This is a genomic window from Enterobacter cloacae complex sp. SHL018, assembly GCF_049237905.1.
Classification (GTDB): Bacteria; Pseudomonadota; Gammaproteobacteria; order Enterobacterales; family Enterobacteriaceae; genus Enterobacter; species Enterobacter hormaechei_C.
This window is the reverse complement of record NZ_JBMKJE010000002.1, coordinates 156,106-172,475: the sequence shown is the minus strand read 5'-3', so window position 1 is coordinate 172,475 and position 16,370 is coordinate 156,106. Positions and strand designations below refer to the sequence as shown.

Below are 16,370 nucleotides of genomic sequence, written 5' to 3'. Positions count from 1 at the left end.
CGTGTTAAGCACTTTTTGATATTTGCTTTTCCACGGCGTTATTCCATTGAGTAACTACTCATTCCAATTCGTAATTTCATTCGATCTAAGCCGCCCCCTATAGTCCCTTTATTCGTGGTTGTTAGTGAGTTGTTGCCTGTGGACTATCTCCCCCTTTTTGCTGCCTTAAAAGACCGACCGGTACTGGTTGTCGGGACGGGTGAAATTGCCGATCGCAAAATCGCCTTCCTGCAACGCGCCGGGGCGCAGGTGCAGATCGTTGCAGAGGCGGATTTTGAAGAGTCTCAGATCGACAGCGTGGTGCTGGTGATTGCGGCAACCGAAGATCGGGCGCTCAACCGCCGCATCTCCGACGCAGCTCAGGCCCGTCACCGTCTGGTGAACGTGGTAGACGACCAGCCGTTATGTTCATTTATCTTCCCGTCGATTGTCGACCGCTCGCCGCTGCTGGTAGCGATCTCCTCCGGCGGCACCGCCCCGGTGCTGGCGCGCGTGCTGAGAGAAAAAATCGAAGCGCTGCTGCCGACCAGCCTCGGACGCATGGCGGAGAAGGCCAGCTACTGGCGCAACCATTTGAAAACGCGTCTGACCAGCGTGACGGAACGCCGTCGCTTCTGGGAGCGTGTGTTTCGCGGCCGCTTTGCCAGCCTGATGCAGGCCGGTAACGAGACGGCGGCGCAACAAATTCTCGAAGACGAACTGGATAACCCCGGCAGTACGGGCGGAGAGATCATTCTGGTGGGCGCCGGGCCGGGCGATGCCGGGCTGCTCACGCTGCGTGGCCTCCAGGTTCTTCAGGATGCGGATATCGTGTTCTATGACCACCTGGTCACCGACGGTATTCGCGAGCTGATCCGCCGTGACGCGGAGCAAATTTGCGTCGGCAAACGTGCTGGCGAGCACTCTGTGCCGCAGCACGACACCAACCAGATGCTGATTGCCGCCGCGAAAGCGGGCAAGACCGTGGTGCGCCTGAAAGGGGGCGACCCGTTTATCTTCGGTCGTGGTGGCGAGGAGTTGCAGGCGGCAGCCGAAGCGGGCGTTCCGTTTCAGGTGGTCCCAGGCATTACGGCGGCGTCTGCCGTTACGGCCTACGCCGGTATTCCGCTGACCCATCGCGATTACGCCCAGAGCGTGACCTTTGTGACCGGGCACTATAAAGCCGACAGCACGCCGTTTGACTGGTCGCATCTCGCCCAGAACCGACAAACGCTGGCGATTTATATGGGCACGATGAAAGCGGCAGACATCAGCGAACAGCTTATTCAGCACGGTCGCGATGCGACGACGCCGGTAGCGGTGATCTCCCGCGGGACACGCGTCGATCAGCATGTCGCCATCGGCACCTTACAAGACCTTGCAACCCTGGCGAAAGACGCCCCAATGCCCGCCCTGATTGTGGTGGGAGAAGTGGTGCAGCTGCACAGCACGCTCGCCTGGTTCCAACACACAACCGACACAGAAGGCTTTGGCGCTTCTGTTATAAATTTGGCTTAAGGAACGGTTATGGACCAAAAACGACTTACTCACCTGCGGCAGCTCGAAGCGGAAAGTATCCACATTATCCGCGAAGTGGCCGCCGAGTTTTCTAACCCGGTGATGATGTACTCCATCGGTAAAGATTCCAGCGTCATGCTGCACCTGGCGCGTAAAGCGTTTTATCCGGGTACGCTGCCGTTCCCGCTGTTACACGTGGATACCGGCTGGAAATTCCGCGAGATGTACGAGTTTCGTGACCGTACCGCCAAAGCCTACGGCTGCGAGCTGCTGGTGCACAAAAACCCGGAAGGGGTGGCGATGGGCATCAACCCGTTCGTGCACGGCAGCGCCAAGCATACCGACATCATGAAAACCGAAGGGCTGAAGCAGGCGCTGAATAAATACGGTTTTGATGCGGCCTTCGGCGGCGCGCGACGTGACGAAGAGAAATCCCGCGCCAAAGAGCGTATCTACTCTTTCCGCGACCGCTTCCACCGCTGGGACCCGAAAAACCAGCGTCCGGAGCTGTGGCACAACTACAACGGCCAGATCAACAAGGGCGAAAGCATTCGCGTCTTCCCGCTCTCCAACTGGACCGAGCTGGATATCTGGCAGTACATCTATCTGGAAAATATTGAGATCGTTCCGCTGTATCTGGCGGCCGAGCGCCCGGTGCTGGAGCGCGACGGCATGCTGATGATGATCGACGACGATCGCATTGATTTACAGCCGGGCGAAGTGATCAAAAAACAGATGGTCCGTTTCCGTACTCTCGGCTGCTGGCCGTTGACCGGCGCGGTGGAATCCAGTGCGCAGACGCTGCCCGAGATCATCGAGGAGATGCTGGTGTCGACCACCAGTGAGCGACAGGGCCGCGTGATTGACCGCGACCAGGCAGGCTCCATGGAGCTTAAGAAACGTCAGGGTTATTTCTAAGGAGCCGCCATGAATACGACTATTGCCCAACAAATTGCCGATGAAGGCGGCGTAGAAGCTTATCTGCACGCCCAACAGTACAAAAGCCTGCTGCGTTTCCTGACCTGCGGCAGCGTGGATGACGGGAAAAGTACCCTGATTGGTCGTCTGCTGCACGACACGCGCCAGATCTACGAAGATCAGCTCTCTTCCCTGCACAACGACAGTAAACGCCACGGCACCCAGGGCGAAAAACTCGATCTGGCGCTGCTGGTGGACGGCTTGCAGGCGGAGCGCGAGCAGGGCATTACCATTGATGTCGCCTATCGCTACTTCTCTACCGAAAAGCGCAAATTTATTATCGCCGACACCCCGGGGCACGAGCAGTACACCCGTAACATGGCGACCGGCGCGTCCACCTGTGACCTGGCGATCCTGCTGATCGACGCCCGTAAAGGTGTGCTGGATCAGACTCGTCGTCACAGCTTTATCTCTACGCTGCTTGGGATCAAACACCTGGTGGTGGCAGTGAACAAAATGGATCTGGTGGACTACAGCGAAGCGCGTTTCGACGAGATCCGCCAGAGCTACCTGACCTTTGCTGAACAGCTGCCGGGCAACCTCGATATTCGCTTTGTGCCGCTGTCGGCGCTGGAAGGGGATAACGTCGCCTCTCAGAGCGCGAACATGCCGTGGTACAGCGGCCCGACGCTGCTGGAAGTGCTGGAAACCGTTGAAATTCAGCGCGTGGTCGATACCCAGCCGATGCGCTTCCCGGTGCAGTACGTGAACCGTCCGAACCTCGATTTCCGCGGTTTCTCCGGTACTCTCGCTTCAGGCTCCGTGAAGGTGGGTCAGCGCGTCAAGGTGCTGCCATCCGGCGTGGAATCGACCATCGCCCGTATCGTCACCTTTGATGGCGATCTGGACGAAGCCGGGGCAGGTGAAGCGGTAACCCTGGTACTGAAAGACGAAATTGATATCAGCCGCGGCGACCTGCTGGTCGACGCGCAGGAAACGCTGGCGGCGGTGCAGGGCGCATCCGTGGATGTAGTGTGGATGGCCGAACAGCCGCTGACCGCAGGCCAGAGCTATGACATTAAAATCGCCGGCAAGAAAACCCGCGCCCGCGTGGACGGCATTCAGTTCCAGGTGGACATCAACAACCTGACCCACCGTGACGTGAGCGAGCTGCCGCTGAACGGCATCGGTCTGGTGGATATGACCTTCGACGAGCCGCTGGTGCTGGATCCGTATCAGCAGAATCCGGTGACGGGCGGGCTGATCTTCATTGACCGCCTGACCAACGTCACCGTCGGTGCCGGCATGGTCCGCGAGCCTGACGCACAGGCGAGCGTGACGTCTGAGTTCAGCGCCTTCGAGCTGGAACTGAATGCGCTGGTGCGTAAGCACTTCCCGCACTGGGGCGCACGCGATCTGCTGGGAGGCAAGTGATGGCCGCCCATGATGAGAACGTCGTCTGGCATCCTCATCCGGTCACCGTCGCCCAGCGCGAACAGCTCCACGGTCACCGTGGGGTTGTGCTGTGGTTTACCGGGCTGTCTGGCTCCGGTAAATCCACGGTGGCAGGCGCACTGGAAGAGGCGCTGCATCAGCAGGGGGTGAGCACCTACCTGCTGGACGGCGACAACGTGCGTCACGGCCTGTGCAGCGATTTAGGGTTCAGCGATGAAGACCGTAAAGAGAACATTCGTCGGGTAGGGGAAGTCGCCAGCCTGATGGCGGATGCCGGGCTGGTGGTGCTAACGGCGTTTATCTCACCTCACCGCGCCGAACGTCAGATGGTGCGTGAGCGCGTTGGGCAGAATCGCTTTATTGAAGTGTTTGTGGATACCCCGCTGGCAATCTGCGAAGCGCGCGATCCAAAAGGGCTGTACAAAAAAGCCCGCGCGGGAGAGCTGCGAAACTTCACCGGCATTGACTCGGTTTACGAAGCGCCTGAATCCCCTGAGATTCATCTGGAAGGCCAACAATTGGTAACAAATTTAGTAAGCCAATTATTAGACCTGCTCAGACGGGACGATATTATCAGATCCTGAGACGGTATCGTTCGGGAGCTGTCTTCCCGAGCGATGAGTCACGGTCACAGGATTAGCTATGCGCAACAGTGAAAACTACATGATTACCACCGGGTCGGAACCGTTAACGACCGACGACGAGACGACCTGGTCCTTCCCTGGGGCGATAGTCGGCTTCGTGTCGTGGTTACTGGCGCTGGGTATCCCGTTTTTGATCTATGGTGGTAACACCCTCTTTTTCTTCCTCTATACCTGGCCTTTCTTTCTGGCGCTGATGCCCGTTGCGGTGGTTGTGGGCGTGGCGCTGCACTCCCTTTTCAACGGCAAGCTCCTGTATAGTACGTTCATCACTATCGCCACCGTTGTGGTCATCTTTGGCCTGCTGTTTTTATGGCTGATGGGCTAACTTACGGCATAATTAAAACCCCGCAGTAGAGTCCAGCGGAAAGTTATGGGATGATGATGCCGTTTTTTCAGGGGGCAGGATGGGTAAACTAACGCTGCTGTTGCTGGCTTTGCTGGTCTGGCTGCAATATTCGCTGTGGTTCGGCAAAAACGGACTGCACGACTACAGCCGGGTGAGCGATGACGTCGCGGCACAGCAGGCGACAAACGCCAAACTTAAAGCGCGTAACGATCAACTTTTTGCTGAAATTGATGACCTCAATGGCGGCCAGGAGGCGATTGAGGAGCGCGCACGCAATGAACTCAGTATGACTAAGCCGGGCGAAACGTTTTATCGCCTGGTTCCGGATGCGTCTAAACGCAATCAGGGCTCCGCACAAAACAATCGATAATCAGGCCCAGGATTACGACATGGCAGCAACTTTTTCGGACGTCTGTGCCGTGGTGCCGGCCGCAGGTTTTGGCCGGCGCATGCAGACAGAGTGTCCCAAGCAGTACCTCTCAATTGGTGATAAAACGATCCTCGAGCACGCCGTGGCAGCGCTGCTGGCGCATGCCCGGGTGAAACGCGTGTTTATTGCCATCAGCCCCGGCGATGCGCGTTTTGCGCAACTCCCGCTGGCACATCATCCTCAGATTACCGTTGTTGACGGCGGCGCCGAGCGGGCCGACTCTGTTCTGGCGGGCATTCAGGCTGCCGGGAACGCGCAGTGGGTGCTGGTGCACGATGCCGCGCGTCCCTGTCTGCATCACGACGATCTGTCACGTCTGCTGGCCCTGAGTGAAACCAGTAACGTGGGCGGCATTCTGGCCGCCCCGGTGCGTGACACCATGAAGCGTGCCGAACCGGGTAAACCGGCGATTGCCCACACCGTCGAGCGCGTGGATTTATGGCACGCGCTGACGCCACAATTTTTTCCCCGCGAATTACTTCACGACTGCTTAACGCGTGCGCTCAAAGAAGGTGCGACCATTACGGACGAAGCCTCGGCGCTGGAGTATTGCGGTTTCCACCCAACGCTTGTTGAAGGGCGCGCTGATAATATAAAAGTGACGCGCCCGGAAGACTTACAGCTCGCGGAATTTTATCTTACCCGTACGACCCCTCAGGAGAAGGCATAATGCGTATTGGACACGGTTTTGATGTACACGCCTTTGGCGGCGTTGGCCCAATTATCATTGGCGGCGTGCGCATTCCATACGAAAAAGGTTTGCTGGCGCATTCTGATGGCGACGTGGCGCTGCATGCGCTGACCGACGCGCTGCTGGGTGCCGCCGCGTTGGGCGACATTGGTAAACTGTTCCCGGACACCGATCCTGCTTTTAAAGGCGCAGACAGCCGCGAACTGCTGCGCGAAGCCTGGCGTCGTATTCAGGCCAAAGGCTACACCCTCGGCAACGTTGATGTGACGATCATTGCTCAGGCACCGAAGATGCTGCCGCACATCCCTCAGATGCGCGTGTTTATCGCTGAAGATCTGGGCTGCCATATGGACGACGTCAACGTCAAAGCGACCACCACGGAGAAGCTGGGCTTTACCGGTCGTGGCGAAGGCATTGCCTGTGAAGCCGTGGCGCTGCTGGTGAAGGCGGTCAAATGACGGATTTCGACAACCTGACGTATCTGCACGGCAAACCGCAGGGCAAGGGTCTGCTGAAAGCCAACCCTGAAGATTTCGTGGTAGTGGAAGATCTGGGTTTTGAGCCGGACGGCGAAGGCGAGCACATCCTGGTGCGCATTCTGAAAAACGGCTGCAACACCCGCTTCGTGGCGGACGCGCTGGCAAAATTCCTCAACATTCACGCCCGCGAGGTGAGCTTTGCCGGTCAAAAGGATAAGCATGCCGTGACCGAACAGTGGCTTTGCGCCCGCGTGCCCGGCAATGCCATGCCCGATTTAAGCAAATTTGAGCTTGAGGGCTGTAAGGTACTGGAGTATGCCCGCCACAAACGCAAATTGCGTCCGGGAGCGTTGAAAGGCAACGATTTCACGCTGGTGCTGCGTGAAGTGACCGACCGCGATGACGTTGAAAAACGCCTTAAGGCCATTACCGAACGCGGCGTGCCAAACTATTTTGGCGCACAGCGCTTTGGCATTGGTGGCAGCAACCTGCTGGGCGCGCTGCGCTGGGCGCAAAGCAGCGCGCCGGTGCGCGACAGGAATAAACGCAGTTTTTGGTTGTCGGCAGCCCGCAGTGCGTTGTTTAATCAGATTGTGAGCGAACGGCTGAAAAAACCGGACGCGAATCAAGTTGTTGTCGGCGATGCGCTACAATTAGCGGGACGCGGAAGCTGGTTTGTGGCAACGGCCGATGAGATGGCCGATGCCCAGTCGCGCGTGGACGCTAAATCGCTGATGATTACCGCCGCCTTGCCGGGCTCAGGCGACTGGGGAACCCAGGGCGAGGCGCTGGCCGCTGAGCAGTCAGCGGTGGCGGATGCGCCAGAATTACAATCATTGCTGGTGCGGGAAAAAGTCGAGGCGGCGCGCCGTGCGATGCTCCTCTACCCGCAACAGCTGAGCTGGAACTGGTGGGATGACGTAACCGTCGAGTTACGCTTCTGGCTGCCGGCAGGTAGCTTTGCCACCAGTGTTGTCAGGGAACTTATCAACACGTCGGGTGATTATGCGAATATTGCTGAGTAACGATGACGGGATCCATGCGCCAGGTATTCAGACGCTGGCGAAACACCTCCGCGAATTTGCGGATGTGCAGGTCGTGGCTCCCGATCGTAACCGCAGTGGCGCGTCTAACTCATTGACGCTGGAGTCTTCACTTCGCACCTTTACCTTTGAGAATGGCGATATTGCCGTCCAGATGGGGACGCCGACCGACTGCGTGTTTCTGGGCGTAAATGCGCTGATGCGCCCGCGGCCGGATGTTGTGGTCTCCGGCATCAATGCCGGGCCGAATCTTGGCGATGATGTGATTTACTCCGGCACCGTGGCCGCGGCGATGGAGGGGCGTCACCTGGGGTTCCCGGCGCTGGCGGTCTCGTTAAACGGCCACACCCACTATGACACTGCCGCCGCGGTGACCTGCTCCATTCTCCGTGCGCTTGGCCGCGAGCCGCTGCGTACCGGACGTATCCTCAATATTAACGTGCCGGATCTCCCGCTGGACGAGATTAGAGGGATCCGCGTGACGCGCTGCGGCAGTCGCCATCCGGCCGATCAGGTTATTCCCCAGCAGGATCCGCGCGGCAATACCCTGTACTGGATCGGCCCGCCGGGAGATAAATGCGATGCCGGGCCAGACACCGACTTCGCTGCGGTGGATGAGGGTTACGTTTCCGTTACGCCGTTGCACGTAGATTTAACCGCTTATAGCGCGCATGATGTGGTGTCGGACTGGTTAGATCGGGTCGGAGTGAACGCGCAATGGTAAGTAAACGTGTACAAACTCTTCTGGAACAATTACGCGCACAGGGGATCGCCAACGAGCAGGTGCTGGATGCGCTTGCCCAGGTTCCCCGTGAGAAGTTTGTAGATGAGGCGTTTGAACACAAAGCGTGGGAAAACGTGGCGCTGCCCATCGGGCAAGGCCAGACGATTTCGCAGCCTTACATGGTGGCGCGTATGACGGAGCTTCTGGAGTTAACGCCAGACTCCCGGGTGCTGGAAATTGGCACCGGTTCAGGGTATCAGACCGCGATCCTGGCCCACCTTGTGCACCATGTCTGTTCCGTGGAACGGATTAAAGGCTTGCAGTGGCAGGCGCGCCGTCGCCTGAAACAGCTTGATTTACATAATGTATCGACACGCCACGGCGATGGATGGCAGGGTTGGCAGGCTCGCGCCCCGTTTGACGCCATAATAGTCACGGCCGCGCCACCTGAAATTCCCGCTGCACTTCTCTCGCAGCTGGACGAGGGCGGCATTCTAGTTTTGCCCGTCGGCGATGAGCAGCAGCTTTTAAAGCGCGTTCGTCGACGCGGCGGCGAGTTTATTATCGATACCGTGGAAGCCGTGCGCTTTGTGCCCCTGGTTAAGGGCGAGCTGGCCTGAGACTCGGATTTTTCCAGGGTTATTGAGGCAAATTCAGCGTATGGTGTGGCGCGATAGGTTCGTGCCATCACGGTTATTTTTAAGTCACTGGTAGTTAACACATTCCTGGGGGATAAATGAGCGCGGGAAGCCCAAAATTCACCATCAGCCGTGTTGCGGCATTATCACTGGTTTCGCTCTGGCTGGCAGGCTGTACAAGTTCTGACAATGCACCTGCGCCCGTCAGTTCCGTCAATGGAACCAGCGGCTCGGGTAACACGTCCAGCGGAATGTTGATTACCCCTCCGCCTAAAATGGGCACGTCCACGGCGCAGCAAACTCCGCAGATCCAGCCGGTTCAGCGTCCAGTTACGCAGCCTTCGCAGATTCAGCCAGTGGATCAGCCTGTTCAGACCGAAAATGGCCGCATAGTGTATAACCGTAAGTATGGGAACATTCCGAAAGGTAGCTATACCGGCGGCAGCACCTATACCGTGAAGCGCGGCGATACGCTGTTCTATATTGCCTGGATCACCGGGAACGATTTCCGCGATCTGGCACAGCGAAACAACGTCCAGGCCCCGTATGGTCTGGAAGTCGGGCAAACGCTCCAGGTAGGCAATGCAACGGGTACCCCACTGACGCCTGGCAACACGGTTTCAGCGGCAGATGTGACGGCTCAAAATAACAGCGTTAAGCCTGCACAAAAATCCACCACGGTGGTTGCTTCACAACCTGTAATTACGTATTCTGAGGATTCAGGTGATCAGAGTGCTAACAAAATGTTGCCGAATAATAAAGGTACTGCGACTGTTGTCACAGCACCGACTACGGCACCTGTGGTTAGCTCTACTGTACCGACTGCAAGCAGTCAGAATGCCAGCTCGTCAATCACCACCTGGCGCTGGCCAACTGACGGCAAGATTATCGAGAACTTTGCTACCTCTGAGGGGGGCAACAAAGGGATCGATATCGCAGGCAGTAAAGGACAGGCAATCATCGCGACCGCAGACGGGCGCGTTGTCTATGCCGGTAACGCACTGCGCGGTTACGGTAATCTTATTATCATCAAACATAATGATGATTACCTGAGTGCCTACGCCCATAACGACACTATGCTGGTCCGGGAACAACAAGAAGTTAAGGCGGGGCAAAAAATCGCTACCATGGGTAGCACCGGAACCAGTTCTACACGCTTGCATTTTGAAATTCGTTACAAGGGGAAATCCGTAAACCCGCTGCAATATTTACCGCAGCGATAAATTGATGGGACATGCCAGCCAGGGTGTCTCGTCCAGGGATCACGGGTAGGAGCCACCTTATGAGTCAGAATACGCTGAAAGTTCATGATTTAAATGAAGACGCGGAATTTGATGAGAACGGAGCAGAGGCTTTTGACGAAAAAGCCTTAGTAGAAGAGGAACCCAGTGATAACGATTTGGCTGAAGAAGAGCTGTTATCGCAGGGTGCCACACAGCGTGTGCTGGACGCGACTCAGCTTTACCTTGGGGAGATTGGTTACTCCCCACTGCTAACGGCCGAAGAAGAAGTCTATTTCGCACGTCGTGCTTTGCGTGGTGATGTTGCCTCGCGTCGTCGCATGATCGAAAGTAACCTGCGACTGGTCGTGAAAATTGCCCGCCGTTACGGCAATCGTGGTCTGGCTCTGCTGGATCTGATTGAAGAGGGCAACTTAGGTCTCATCCGCGCAGTTGAGAAGTTTGACCCGGAACGCGGGTTCCGTTTCTCAACCTACGCGACCTGGTGGATTCGTCAGACCATCGAACGGGCTATTATGAACCAGACCCGTACGATTCGACTGCCGATCCACATCGTCAAAGAGTTGAATGTTTATCTGCGTACCGCGCGCGAGTTGTCCCATAAACTGGACCACGAGCCAAGTGCGGAAGAGATTGCAGAGCAACTCGACAAACCGGTTGATGACGTAAGCCGTATGCTGCGTCTCAACGAGCGCATTACCTCGGTTGACACCCCGCTGGGTGGCGACTCCGAAAAAGCGCTGCTGGACATCCTGGCCGATGAAAAAGACAACGGCCCGGAAGACACCACGCAGGACGATGACATGAAACAGAGCATCGTCAAATGGCTGTTCGAACTGAACGCCAAACAGCGTGAAGTGCTGGCACGTCGTTTCGGTTTACTGGGGTATGAAGCTGCGACACTGGAAGACGTCGGTCGTGAGATTGGCCTGACCCGTGAACGTGTTCGTCAGATTCAGGTTGAAGGACTACGTCGCCTGCGTGAAATCCTGCAAGGGCAAGGTCTGAATATCGAAGCGCTGTTCCGCGAGTAAGCAACCATTCGTCAGAAAAGGCCCGTCGTGAGACGGGCCTTTTTTATGCCTTACGGCTGCGCCGTTTCGTGCAGCAAACGCCAGGTGATGTTATCCCCTTCCTGATTAAGCACCGCGGTTGACCAGCGCACGTTGACGGGCTGGCCTGGCCGGGTTTGCGTCTCCCGGTAATGGAGCACTGCGCCGTTGTCCCATGTCTGAAGCGTTGTTAACGCATCAATGTCGATCCTGAGCCCCGGTCGAGTTCCCCGCTGCGCATATAAAAATTGGGCAAGCGCGTGATGATCTAAAGGGTTACCACTCGGTGGAACCATCACAAAATCCGGACGGAAACGGGCGAGCAGGGCGTCCCGATCGCCTTCGCCTGCACCTAACCAGTTTTCAAGGGCGACGTGAATGTCGAGGATCTCTTGTTCGAAATGGGTCATGGTTGCTCCTGTTGCAGTTGCGCAAGTAACTGCGTGTTGTTAAGACGGTAGACGTACAGTACGGGCAGTAGGGTGATGACTGCGGCAAAAACAAACATCCCGTGCCAGGCGGCCAGCGGCGCGACATAATCCTGCATGAAGCTCAGCGCCTGCGCCAGCAGCAGAGCGCCCGCAAAAAAGCTCAACTGACGATTCAGATTCCATAGCGCGCTGGCATCGGGCATATCTTTCGGTCGCATCGTCAAAAACGCGCTGCTCTGAGCCGTACTGCTGCAAAGGCTTCCCCCCGCGCCCATCAGCGCAAACGCAACGGCAGGTAGCAGCATTGCCGGGCCGACGTTAACTAAAAGCAGAATGCCCGTCGCCTGCAAAAGGCAACCGATGACCACCAGCGGCCGGGGGCCGATACGGTTGAAATAGCGTCCTGTCGCGGTGATAGCCAAAAACGAAGCCACAGACCACGGCAGCATAAGCATGCCCGTTGCGGCGGGTGTCATATTGGCCTCGCTCTGGAGGTAATACATGCCCGTTACGTTCACGCCGATAAAAATGCCGGGTACGCACACATAGATAAGCATGGATAAGCGCAACAGCGGATCCGTCAGCAAAGACAGGTTTACTGTCCTGGTGGTGTTTATCGGCGACGGTTCTGTTTTAAGCCACGCGCAGGCCAAAGCAAAGGTGACAATGGCGACGGGCAGGGTGGCAAAAAAAATCCAGCGCCAGCTGAATGTCTGAACCAGCATACCGCCCACAGCCGGTGAGCACGCGGGGGCAAGCAGTGTGACCAGCATCACCGCCGAGGAGAGTCTGGCCCGCTCATGAGGCTTAAACTGTTGCCAGGTCAGCGCCTGACCAACCGGGATCAGTAAACCCCCTCCGGCGCCCTGTACGACTCGCCAGGCAATCAGACTTTCCAGCGAAGATGAGAGACCCGCCGCAACGGAGGCCGCGCTAAAGAGAAGCAGTGAGAGCAGGATAACGCGCTTCGGCCCGACGCGGCGCGTCAGGATACTGCTGAAAGGGATGACTAGCGTCAGCCCGGCAATGTATCCGTTACTTACCCAGGCAAGCGCGGAAGGTGTTGTATTGAAAGCGCGAGCCATCGCCGGAAAGGCGACGCTGGCAATAAACATGTTTATCAAATCAAGGAAAAAGCCGAGCAGAAAGACGACGGCGATTTTGCTGCGATACGTCATGGAAGTTCCTCCGGTGAGGTGGCGTATCGTATCGGCCCGCGCGTTACGGATAAACGCGACAAAGCACGATATACTGTCAACATTATTTTGACAGTTAACCAGGCAAGCGATGCTTAATTTACAGCGTACGGCGATGTTTATCGCCGTAGCGGACACCGGCAGTTTCACCGCCGCAGCGGAGGCGATGGGGCTGACAAAAGCGGTGGTCAGCTTTCATATTCGTCAGCTTGAAGAGGAGCTGGGCGTCACCCTGTTGCTGCGAACCACCCGACGCCTGACGCTGACCGAGGCGGGGAAGCTCTTTCATCAACGAAGCGTGATGCTGTTACGGGATGCAGAGCGATTGCAGGATGATGTTCGCGCCAACCACGCCGGGCTGACGGGAGAACTGCGGATCACCACCACGCCCGAATATGGCTCGCAGGTGGTGGTGCCTTTGCTGGCTGAATTTAGCCAGTTGCACCCGGACCTTCGCGTGCGGCATGTCTCGTCCTCTTTGCATGCCGATCTTATCGCCGAGCGCTTCGATGTCGCTATCCGGCTCGGCACGCTTGCAGATTCGCGCTACCACGCCGCGTTGATGACCTCCTTCACCATCCTTCCCGTGGCAACGCCAGGCTGGCTGGCAAACCATCCGGTTAACTCGCTGGAGCAGCTGGCGGAAGCGGACTGGATCATTCATGAGCGTTTAACGTCGCCGCTGCGCTGGCAGGTGAGAGGTGTTGATGAGCAGCCGGTTTCCTTTGAGATCAAGAAAGCGCCGCGCCTGTATGCAGACAGCGCCCAGGCGCTGATGGCTTTTGCCCTCGCGGGATGTGGAGTGGCGCTGCTGCCGGAGTGGCTGGTGCGAAACGCACTGGATGCAGGGGAACTGGTCTCGCTGTTACCGGCGTACACGTTCGCTCAGCAGGGCATCTATGCCGTTTATCCTGATGCCCGGCATGTGCCCGCGAAAGTGCGAACATTTATTGATTTTATGCGCGTCAGGGTTACTTAATCCTGCATCATCTTTTTAATGAGCGCTGAAAATTGCTCTCGTTCCGCGCCGTTAAGGCGCCCTAAAAACGCCTCATCCACCTCATTTCCAATCGGTTTACTGCTCTCAAGCAGGGCCTCACCTTCGGCCGTCAGAAAGACAAACCGACGGCGCTTGTCCGCCGGATCGTGCTCGCGCCTGACCAGGCCGCGTGCTTCCATGCGGCTCAGCATTTCTGCCAGCGTCGCTTTGGTGCTCACCGCGACTTCAGTCAGGGCAACCTGCTCAATGCCAGGATTTTCAGCAATTGACCGCATCACCGCATACTGTGGCTTTGTCAGTTCGGGCAATGCGTGCTGCCACTGGGCGGTATGCTGTTGAAAAAGCTGACGTAGCAGGTGGAAAGCTTCTTGTCTTAACTCCATGGACACTCCGACGGAAAAATACTCCCTCTATGATAGCCGCTCTCGGGCTGAATTTTAACGCGAGAGTTTTTTAGCGATTAGTGTGATCGTATACGAACGATCTTGTCAGCAGCAGGATCAAGGCGTAGTTTAATTAATATGTTCGTATACGAACAAACTAATTGAGGTGCTGAATGAGATTGATTGTGGGAATGACGGGCGCAACGGGTGCGCCATTAGGCGTGGCGTTGTTGCAGGCGCTGCGGGAAATGCCGGAGGTGGAAACGCATCTGGTGATGTCGAAGTGGGCAAAAACCACGATTGAGCTGGAAACGCCCTTCACTGCGCATGACGTTGCTGCCCTGGCGGATGTCGTCCATAGCCCGGCCGATCAGGCTGCCACCATCTCCTCCGGCTCGTTTCGCACCGACGGCATGATCGTCATCCCGTGCAGCATGAAAACGCTGGCGGGTATCCGCGCGGGCTACGCCGAAGGGCTGGTAGGGCGTGCCGCAGACGTGGTGCTGAAAGAGGGACGCAAGCTGGTGCTGGTTCCCCGTGAGACGCCGCTCAGCACCATCCATCTCGAGAATATGCTTGCCCTTTCCCGCATGGGCGTGGCGATGGTGCCGCCTATGCCTGCGTACTACAACCACCCGCAAACCGCCGATGACATTACCCATCATATCGTGACCCGCGTTCTCGACCAGTTCGGTCTGGAGCATAAAAAAGCCCGACGCTGGGAAGGTTTGCAGGCAGCGAAACATTTTTCACAGGAGAATAAAGATGGCATTTGATGATTTGAGAAGCTTCTTGCAGGCGCTCGATGAGCAAGGGCAGCTGCTGAAAATTGAGGAAGAGGTAAACGCTGAGCCGGATTTAGCGGCGGCCGCCAACGCTACCGGGCGCATTGGCGATGGCGCGCCTGCGCTGTGGTTCGATAATATTCGCGGTTTCACCGATGCCCGTGTGGTGATGAACACTATCGGCTCGTGGCAAAACCACGCTATTTCGATGGGGCTGCCGGCGAATACCCCGGTGAAAAAACAGATCGACGAGTTTATTCGTCGCTGGGACAAATTTCCCGTCGCGCCAGAGCGTCGTGCAAACCCGGCCTGGGCGCAGAACACGGTGGACGGGGAAGACATTAACCTGTTCGACATTCTGCCGCTGTTCCGCCTGAACGACGGTGACGGGGGCTTTTATCTCGATAAAGCATGCGTTGTCTCCCGCGATCCGCTCGACCCCGATCACTTCGGCAAGCAGAACGTCGGGATCTATCGTATGGAAGTGAAGGGCAAGCGTAAGCTCGGCCTGCAACCGGTGCCGATGCACGATATTGCGTTGCATCTGCATAAGGCAGAAGAGCGCGGCGAAGACCTGCCAATTGCCATTACGCTGGGTAACGATCCGATCATCACCCTGATGGGCGCCACGCCGCTGAAATACGATCAATCCGAGTATGAGATGGCCGGTGCGCTACGTGAAAGCCCGTATCCGATTGCGACGGCTCCGCTGACCGGTTTCGATGTGCCGTGGGGGTCGGAAGTGATCCTGGAAGGGGTGATTGAAGGCCGGAAACGTGAAATTGAAGGGCCCTTCGGTGAGTTTACCGGTCACTATTCCGGCGGGCGCAACATGACGGTTGTGCGTATCGACAAAGTTTCTTACCGCACTAAACCGATTTTCGAATCTCTCTACCTGGGCATGCCGTGGACCGAGATTGATTATCTGATGGGGCCCGCCACCTGCGTACCGCTCTATCAGCAGCTGAAGGCTGAATTCCCGGAAGTGCAGGCGGTAAACGCCATGTACACCCACGGTCTGCTGGCGATTATCTCCACTAAAAAGCGTTACGGCGGTTTTGCCCGTGCGGTCGGGCTCCGCGCCATGACTACGCCACACGGTCTGGGTTACGTGAAGATGGTGATTATGGTGGATGAAGATGTCGATCCGTTTAACCTGCCGCAGGTGATGTGGGCGCTGTCATCAAAGGTCAATCCGGCAGGCGATCTGGTGCAGCTACCGAATATGTCTGTGCTCGAGCTTGACCCCGGCTCCAGCCCGGCGGGGATCACTGACAAGCTGATCATTGATGCCACCACCCCTGTTGCCCCGGACAACCGTGGTCACTACAGCCAGCCGGTACAGGATCTCCCTGAAACCAAAGCCTGGGCCGAAAAACTGACCGCGATGCTGGCGGCACGTCAATAAGGAGGAAAA

Annotated in this window: 20 protein-coding genes; 16 read left to right on the top strand and 4 right to left on the bottom strand. The window is 57.1% G+C overall.

Annotation, left to right across the window (positions count from 1 at the left end):
* The first annotated feature begins 138 nt into the window (after positions 1-138).
* The 11 genes from cysG (at position 139) to ACOTY5_RS10600 (ending at position 8,847) form a co-directional block, all read left to right on the top strand.
* A complete protein-coding gene (cysG, locus tag ACOTY5_RS10650) occupies positions 139-1,497 on the top strand; it encodes a siroheme synthase CysG (protein ID WP_045141986.1) in 1,359 nt (452 codons plus the stop codon).
* A 9-nt stretch (positions 1,498-1,506) separates the two neighbouring features.
* The gene (cysD, locus tag ACOTY5_RS10645) at positions 1,507-2,415 is read left to right on the top strand and encodes a sulfate adenylyltransferase subunit CysD (protein WP_006811770.1); all 909 of its coding nucleotides are present in this window, start codon (positions 1,507-1,509) and stop codon (positions 2,413-2,415) included.
* 9 nt (positions 2,416-2,424) lie between these two features.
* On the top strand, positions 2,425-3,849 hold the full coding sequence (cysN, locus tag ACOTY5_RS10640; protein ID WP_015571714.1) for a sulfate adenylyltransferase subunit CysN: 1,425 nt from the start codon (positions 2,425-2,427) through the stop codon (positions 3,847-3,849).
* The gene (cysC, locus tag ACOTY5_RS10635; RefSeq protein WP_015571713.1) at positions 3,849-4,454 is read left to right on the top strand and encodes an adenylyl-sulfate kinase; all 606 of its coding nucleotides are present in this window, start codon (positions 3,849-3,851) and stop codon (positions 4,452-4,454) included. The genes cysN and cysC overlap by 1 nt, the downstream gene beginning before the upstream one ends.
* A 58-nt stretch (positions 4,455-4,512) precedes the next feature.
* The gene (locus ACOTY5_RS10630; RefSeq protein WP_023304328.1) at positions 4,513-4,839 is read left to right on the top strand and encodes a DUF3561 family protein; all 327 of its coding nucleotides are present in this window, start codon (positions 4,513-4,515) and stop codon (positions 4,837-4,839) included.
* Positions 4,840-4,918: 79 nt separating this feature from the next.
* Complete coding sequence (gene ftsB / locus ACOTY5_RS10625) at positions 4,919-5,230, top strand: cell division protein FtsB (protein ID WP_003862095.1); 312 nt, start codon at positions 4,919-4,921, stop codon at positions 5,228-5,230.
* Between the two features lie 19 nt (positions 5,231-5,249).
* Positions 5,250-5,960 carry a 2-C-methyl-D-erythritol 4-phosphate cytidylyltransferase gene (gene ispD, locus ACOTY5_RS10620; protein WP_045141987.1) on the top strand — a complete coding sequence of 237 codons (711 nt, stop codon included), beginning with the start codon at positions 5,250-5,252 and terminating at the stop codon, positions 5,958-5,960.
* Positions 5,960-6,439 (top strand): 2-C-methyl-D-erythritol 2,4-cyclodiphosphate synthase, encoded by a 480-nt coding sequence (ispF, locus tag ACOTY5_RS10615; RefSeq protein WP_015571711.1) that lies wholly within the window; start codon positions 5,960-5,962, stop codon positions 6,437-6,439. Before ispD ends, ispF begins: the two co-directional genes overlap by 1 nt.
* Entirely contained in the window at positions 6,436-7,485 is a 1,050-nt protein-coding gene (gene truD / locus ACOTY5_RS10610; protein ID WP_032619143.1) for a tRNA pseudouridine(13) synthase TruD, read from the top strand. The genes ispF and truD overlap by 4 nt, the downstream gene beginning before the upstream one ends.
* The gene (surE, locus tag ACOTY5_RS10605; protein WP_032619144.1) at positions 7,466-8,227 is read left to right on the top strand and encodes a 5'/3'-nucleotidase SurE; all 762 of its coding nucleotides are present in this window, start codon (positions 7,466-7,468) and stop codon (positions 8,225-8,227) included. Before truD ends, surE begins: the two co-directional genes overlap by 20 nt.
* Positions 8,221-8,847 carry a protein-L-isoaspartate(D-aspartate) O-methyltransferase gene (locus tag ACOTY5_RS10600; protein WP_015571709.1) on the top strand — a complete coding sequence of 209 codons (627 nt, stop codon included), beginning with the start codon at positions 8,221-8,223 and terminating at the stop codon, positions 8,845-8,847. The genes surE and ACOTY5_RS10600 overlap by 7 nt, the downstream gene beginning before the upstream one ends.
* 94 nt (positions 8,848-8,941) lie before the next feature.
* Here ACOTY5_RS10600 and ACOTY5_RS10595 read toward each other — a convergent pair whose 3' ends face one another.
* Positions 8,942-9,082, bottom strand: coding sequence for a peptidase (locus ACOTY5_RS10595; RefSeq protein ID WP_223230135.1), 141 nt, complete (start codon positions 9,080-9,082; stop codon positions 8,942-8,944).
* On the opposite strand from ACOTY5_RS10595, the gene nlpD reads away from it, so the two are divergent.
* Together nlpD and rpoS are read left to right on the top strand one after the other, a co-directional pair.
* Positions 9,015-10,088, top strand: coding sequence for a murein hydrolase activator NlpD (gene nlpD, locus ACOTY5_RS10590; protein ID WP_223230139.1), 1,074 nt, complete (start codon positions 9,015-9,017; stop codon positions 10,086-10,088). The two genes, ACOTY5_RS10595 and nlpD, sit on opposite strands and share 68 nt — an antisense overlap.
* A 59-nt stretch (positions 10,089-10,147) precedes the next feature.
* Complete coding sequence (gene rpoS, locus ACOTY5_RS10585) at positions 10,148-11,140, top strand: RNA polymerase sigma factor RpoS (RefSeq protein ID WP_013098493.1); 993 nt, start codon at positions 10,148-10,150, stop codon at positions 11,138-11,140.
* A 50-nt stretch (positions 11,141-11,190) separates the two neighbouring features.
* On the opposite strand, the gene ACOTY5_RS10580 is transcribed toward rpoS, so the two are convergent.
* Together ACOTY5_RS10580 and ACOTY5_RS10575 are read right to left on the bottom strand one after the other, a co-directional pair.
* Positions 11,191-11,568: a DUF4440 domain-containing protein gene (locus ACOTY5_RS10580; protein ID WP_045141988.1), complete on the bottom strand. Its 378-nt coding sequence runs from the start codon at positions 11,566-11,568 to the stop codon at positions 11,191-11,193.
* Positions 11,565-12,767 carry an MFS transporter gene (locus ACOTY5_RS10575; protein WP_045141989.1) on the bottom strand — a complete coding sequence of 401 codons (1,203 nt, stop codon included), beginning with the start codon at positions 12,765-12,767 and terminating at the stop codon, positions 11,565-11,567. The genes ACOTY5_RS10580 and ACOTY5_RS10575 overlap by 4 nt, the downstream gene beginning before the upstream one ends.
* Positions 12,768-12,876: 109 nt before the next feature.
* Here ACOTY5_RS10575 and ACOTY5_RS10570 point away from each other — a divergent pair, with 109 nt between their 5' ends.
* Positions 12,877-13,764 carry a LysR family transcriptional regulator gene (locus ACOTY5_RS10570; protein ID WP_032102894.1) on the top strand — a complete coding sequence of 296 codons (888 nt, stop codon included), beginning with the start codon at positions 12,877-12,879 and terminating at the stop codon, positions 13,762-13,764.
* Here ACOTY5_RS10570 and ACOTY5_RS10565 read toward each other — a convergent pair.
* Positions 13,761-14,168 carry a MarR family winged helix-turn-helix transcriptional regulator gene (locus tag ACOTY5_RS10565; RefSeq protein WP_015571704.1) on the bottom strand — a complete coding sequence of 136 codons (408 nt, stop codon included), beginning with the start codon at positions 14,166-14,168 and terminating at the stop codon, positions 13,761-13,763. The genes ACOTY5_RS10570 and ACOTY5_RS10565 overlap by 4 nt on opposite strands.
* A 173-nt stretch (positions 14,169-14,341) precedes the next feature.
* Between ACOTY5_RS10565 and ACOTY5_RS10560 the strand changes: the two genes are divergently transcribed.
* Together ACOTY5_RS10560 and ACOTY5_RS10555 are read left to right on the top strand one after the other, a co-directional pair.
* The gene (locus ACOTY5_RS10560; protein ID WP_017692764.1) at positions 14,342-14,944 is read left to right on the top strand and encodes a non-oxidative hydroxyarylic acid decarboxylases subunit B; all 603 of its coding nucleotides are present in this window, start codon (positions 14,342-14,344) and stop codon (positions 14,942-14,944) included.
* Entirely contained in the window at positions 14,934-16,361 is a 1,428-nt protein-coding gene (locus ACOTY5_RS10555) for a non-oxidative hydroxyarylic acid decarboxylases subunit C (protein ID WP_015571702.1), read from the top strand. The genes ACOTY5_RS10560 and ACOTY5_RS10555 overlap by 11 nt, the downstream gene beginning before the upstream one ends.
* Positions 16,362-16,370 lie beyond the last annotated feature (9 nt).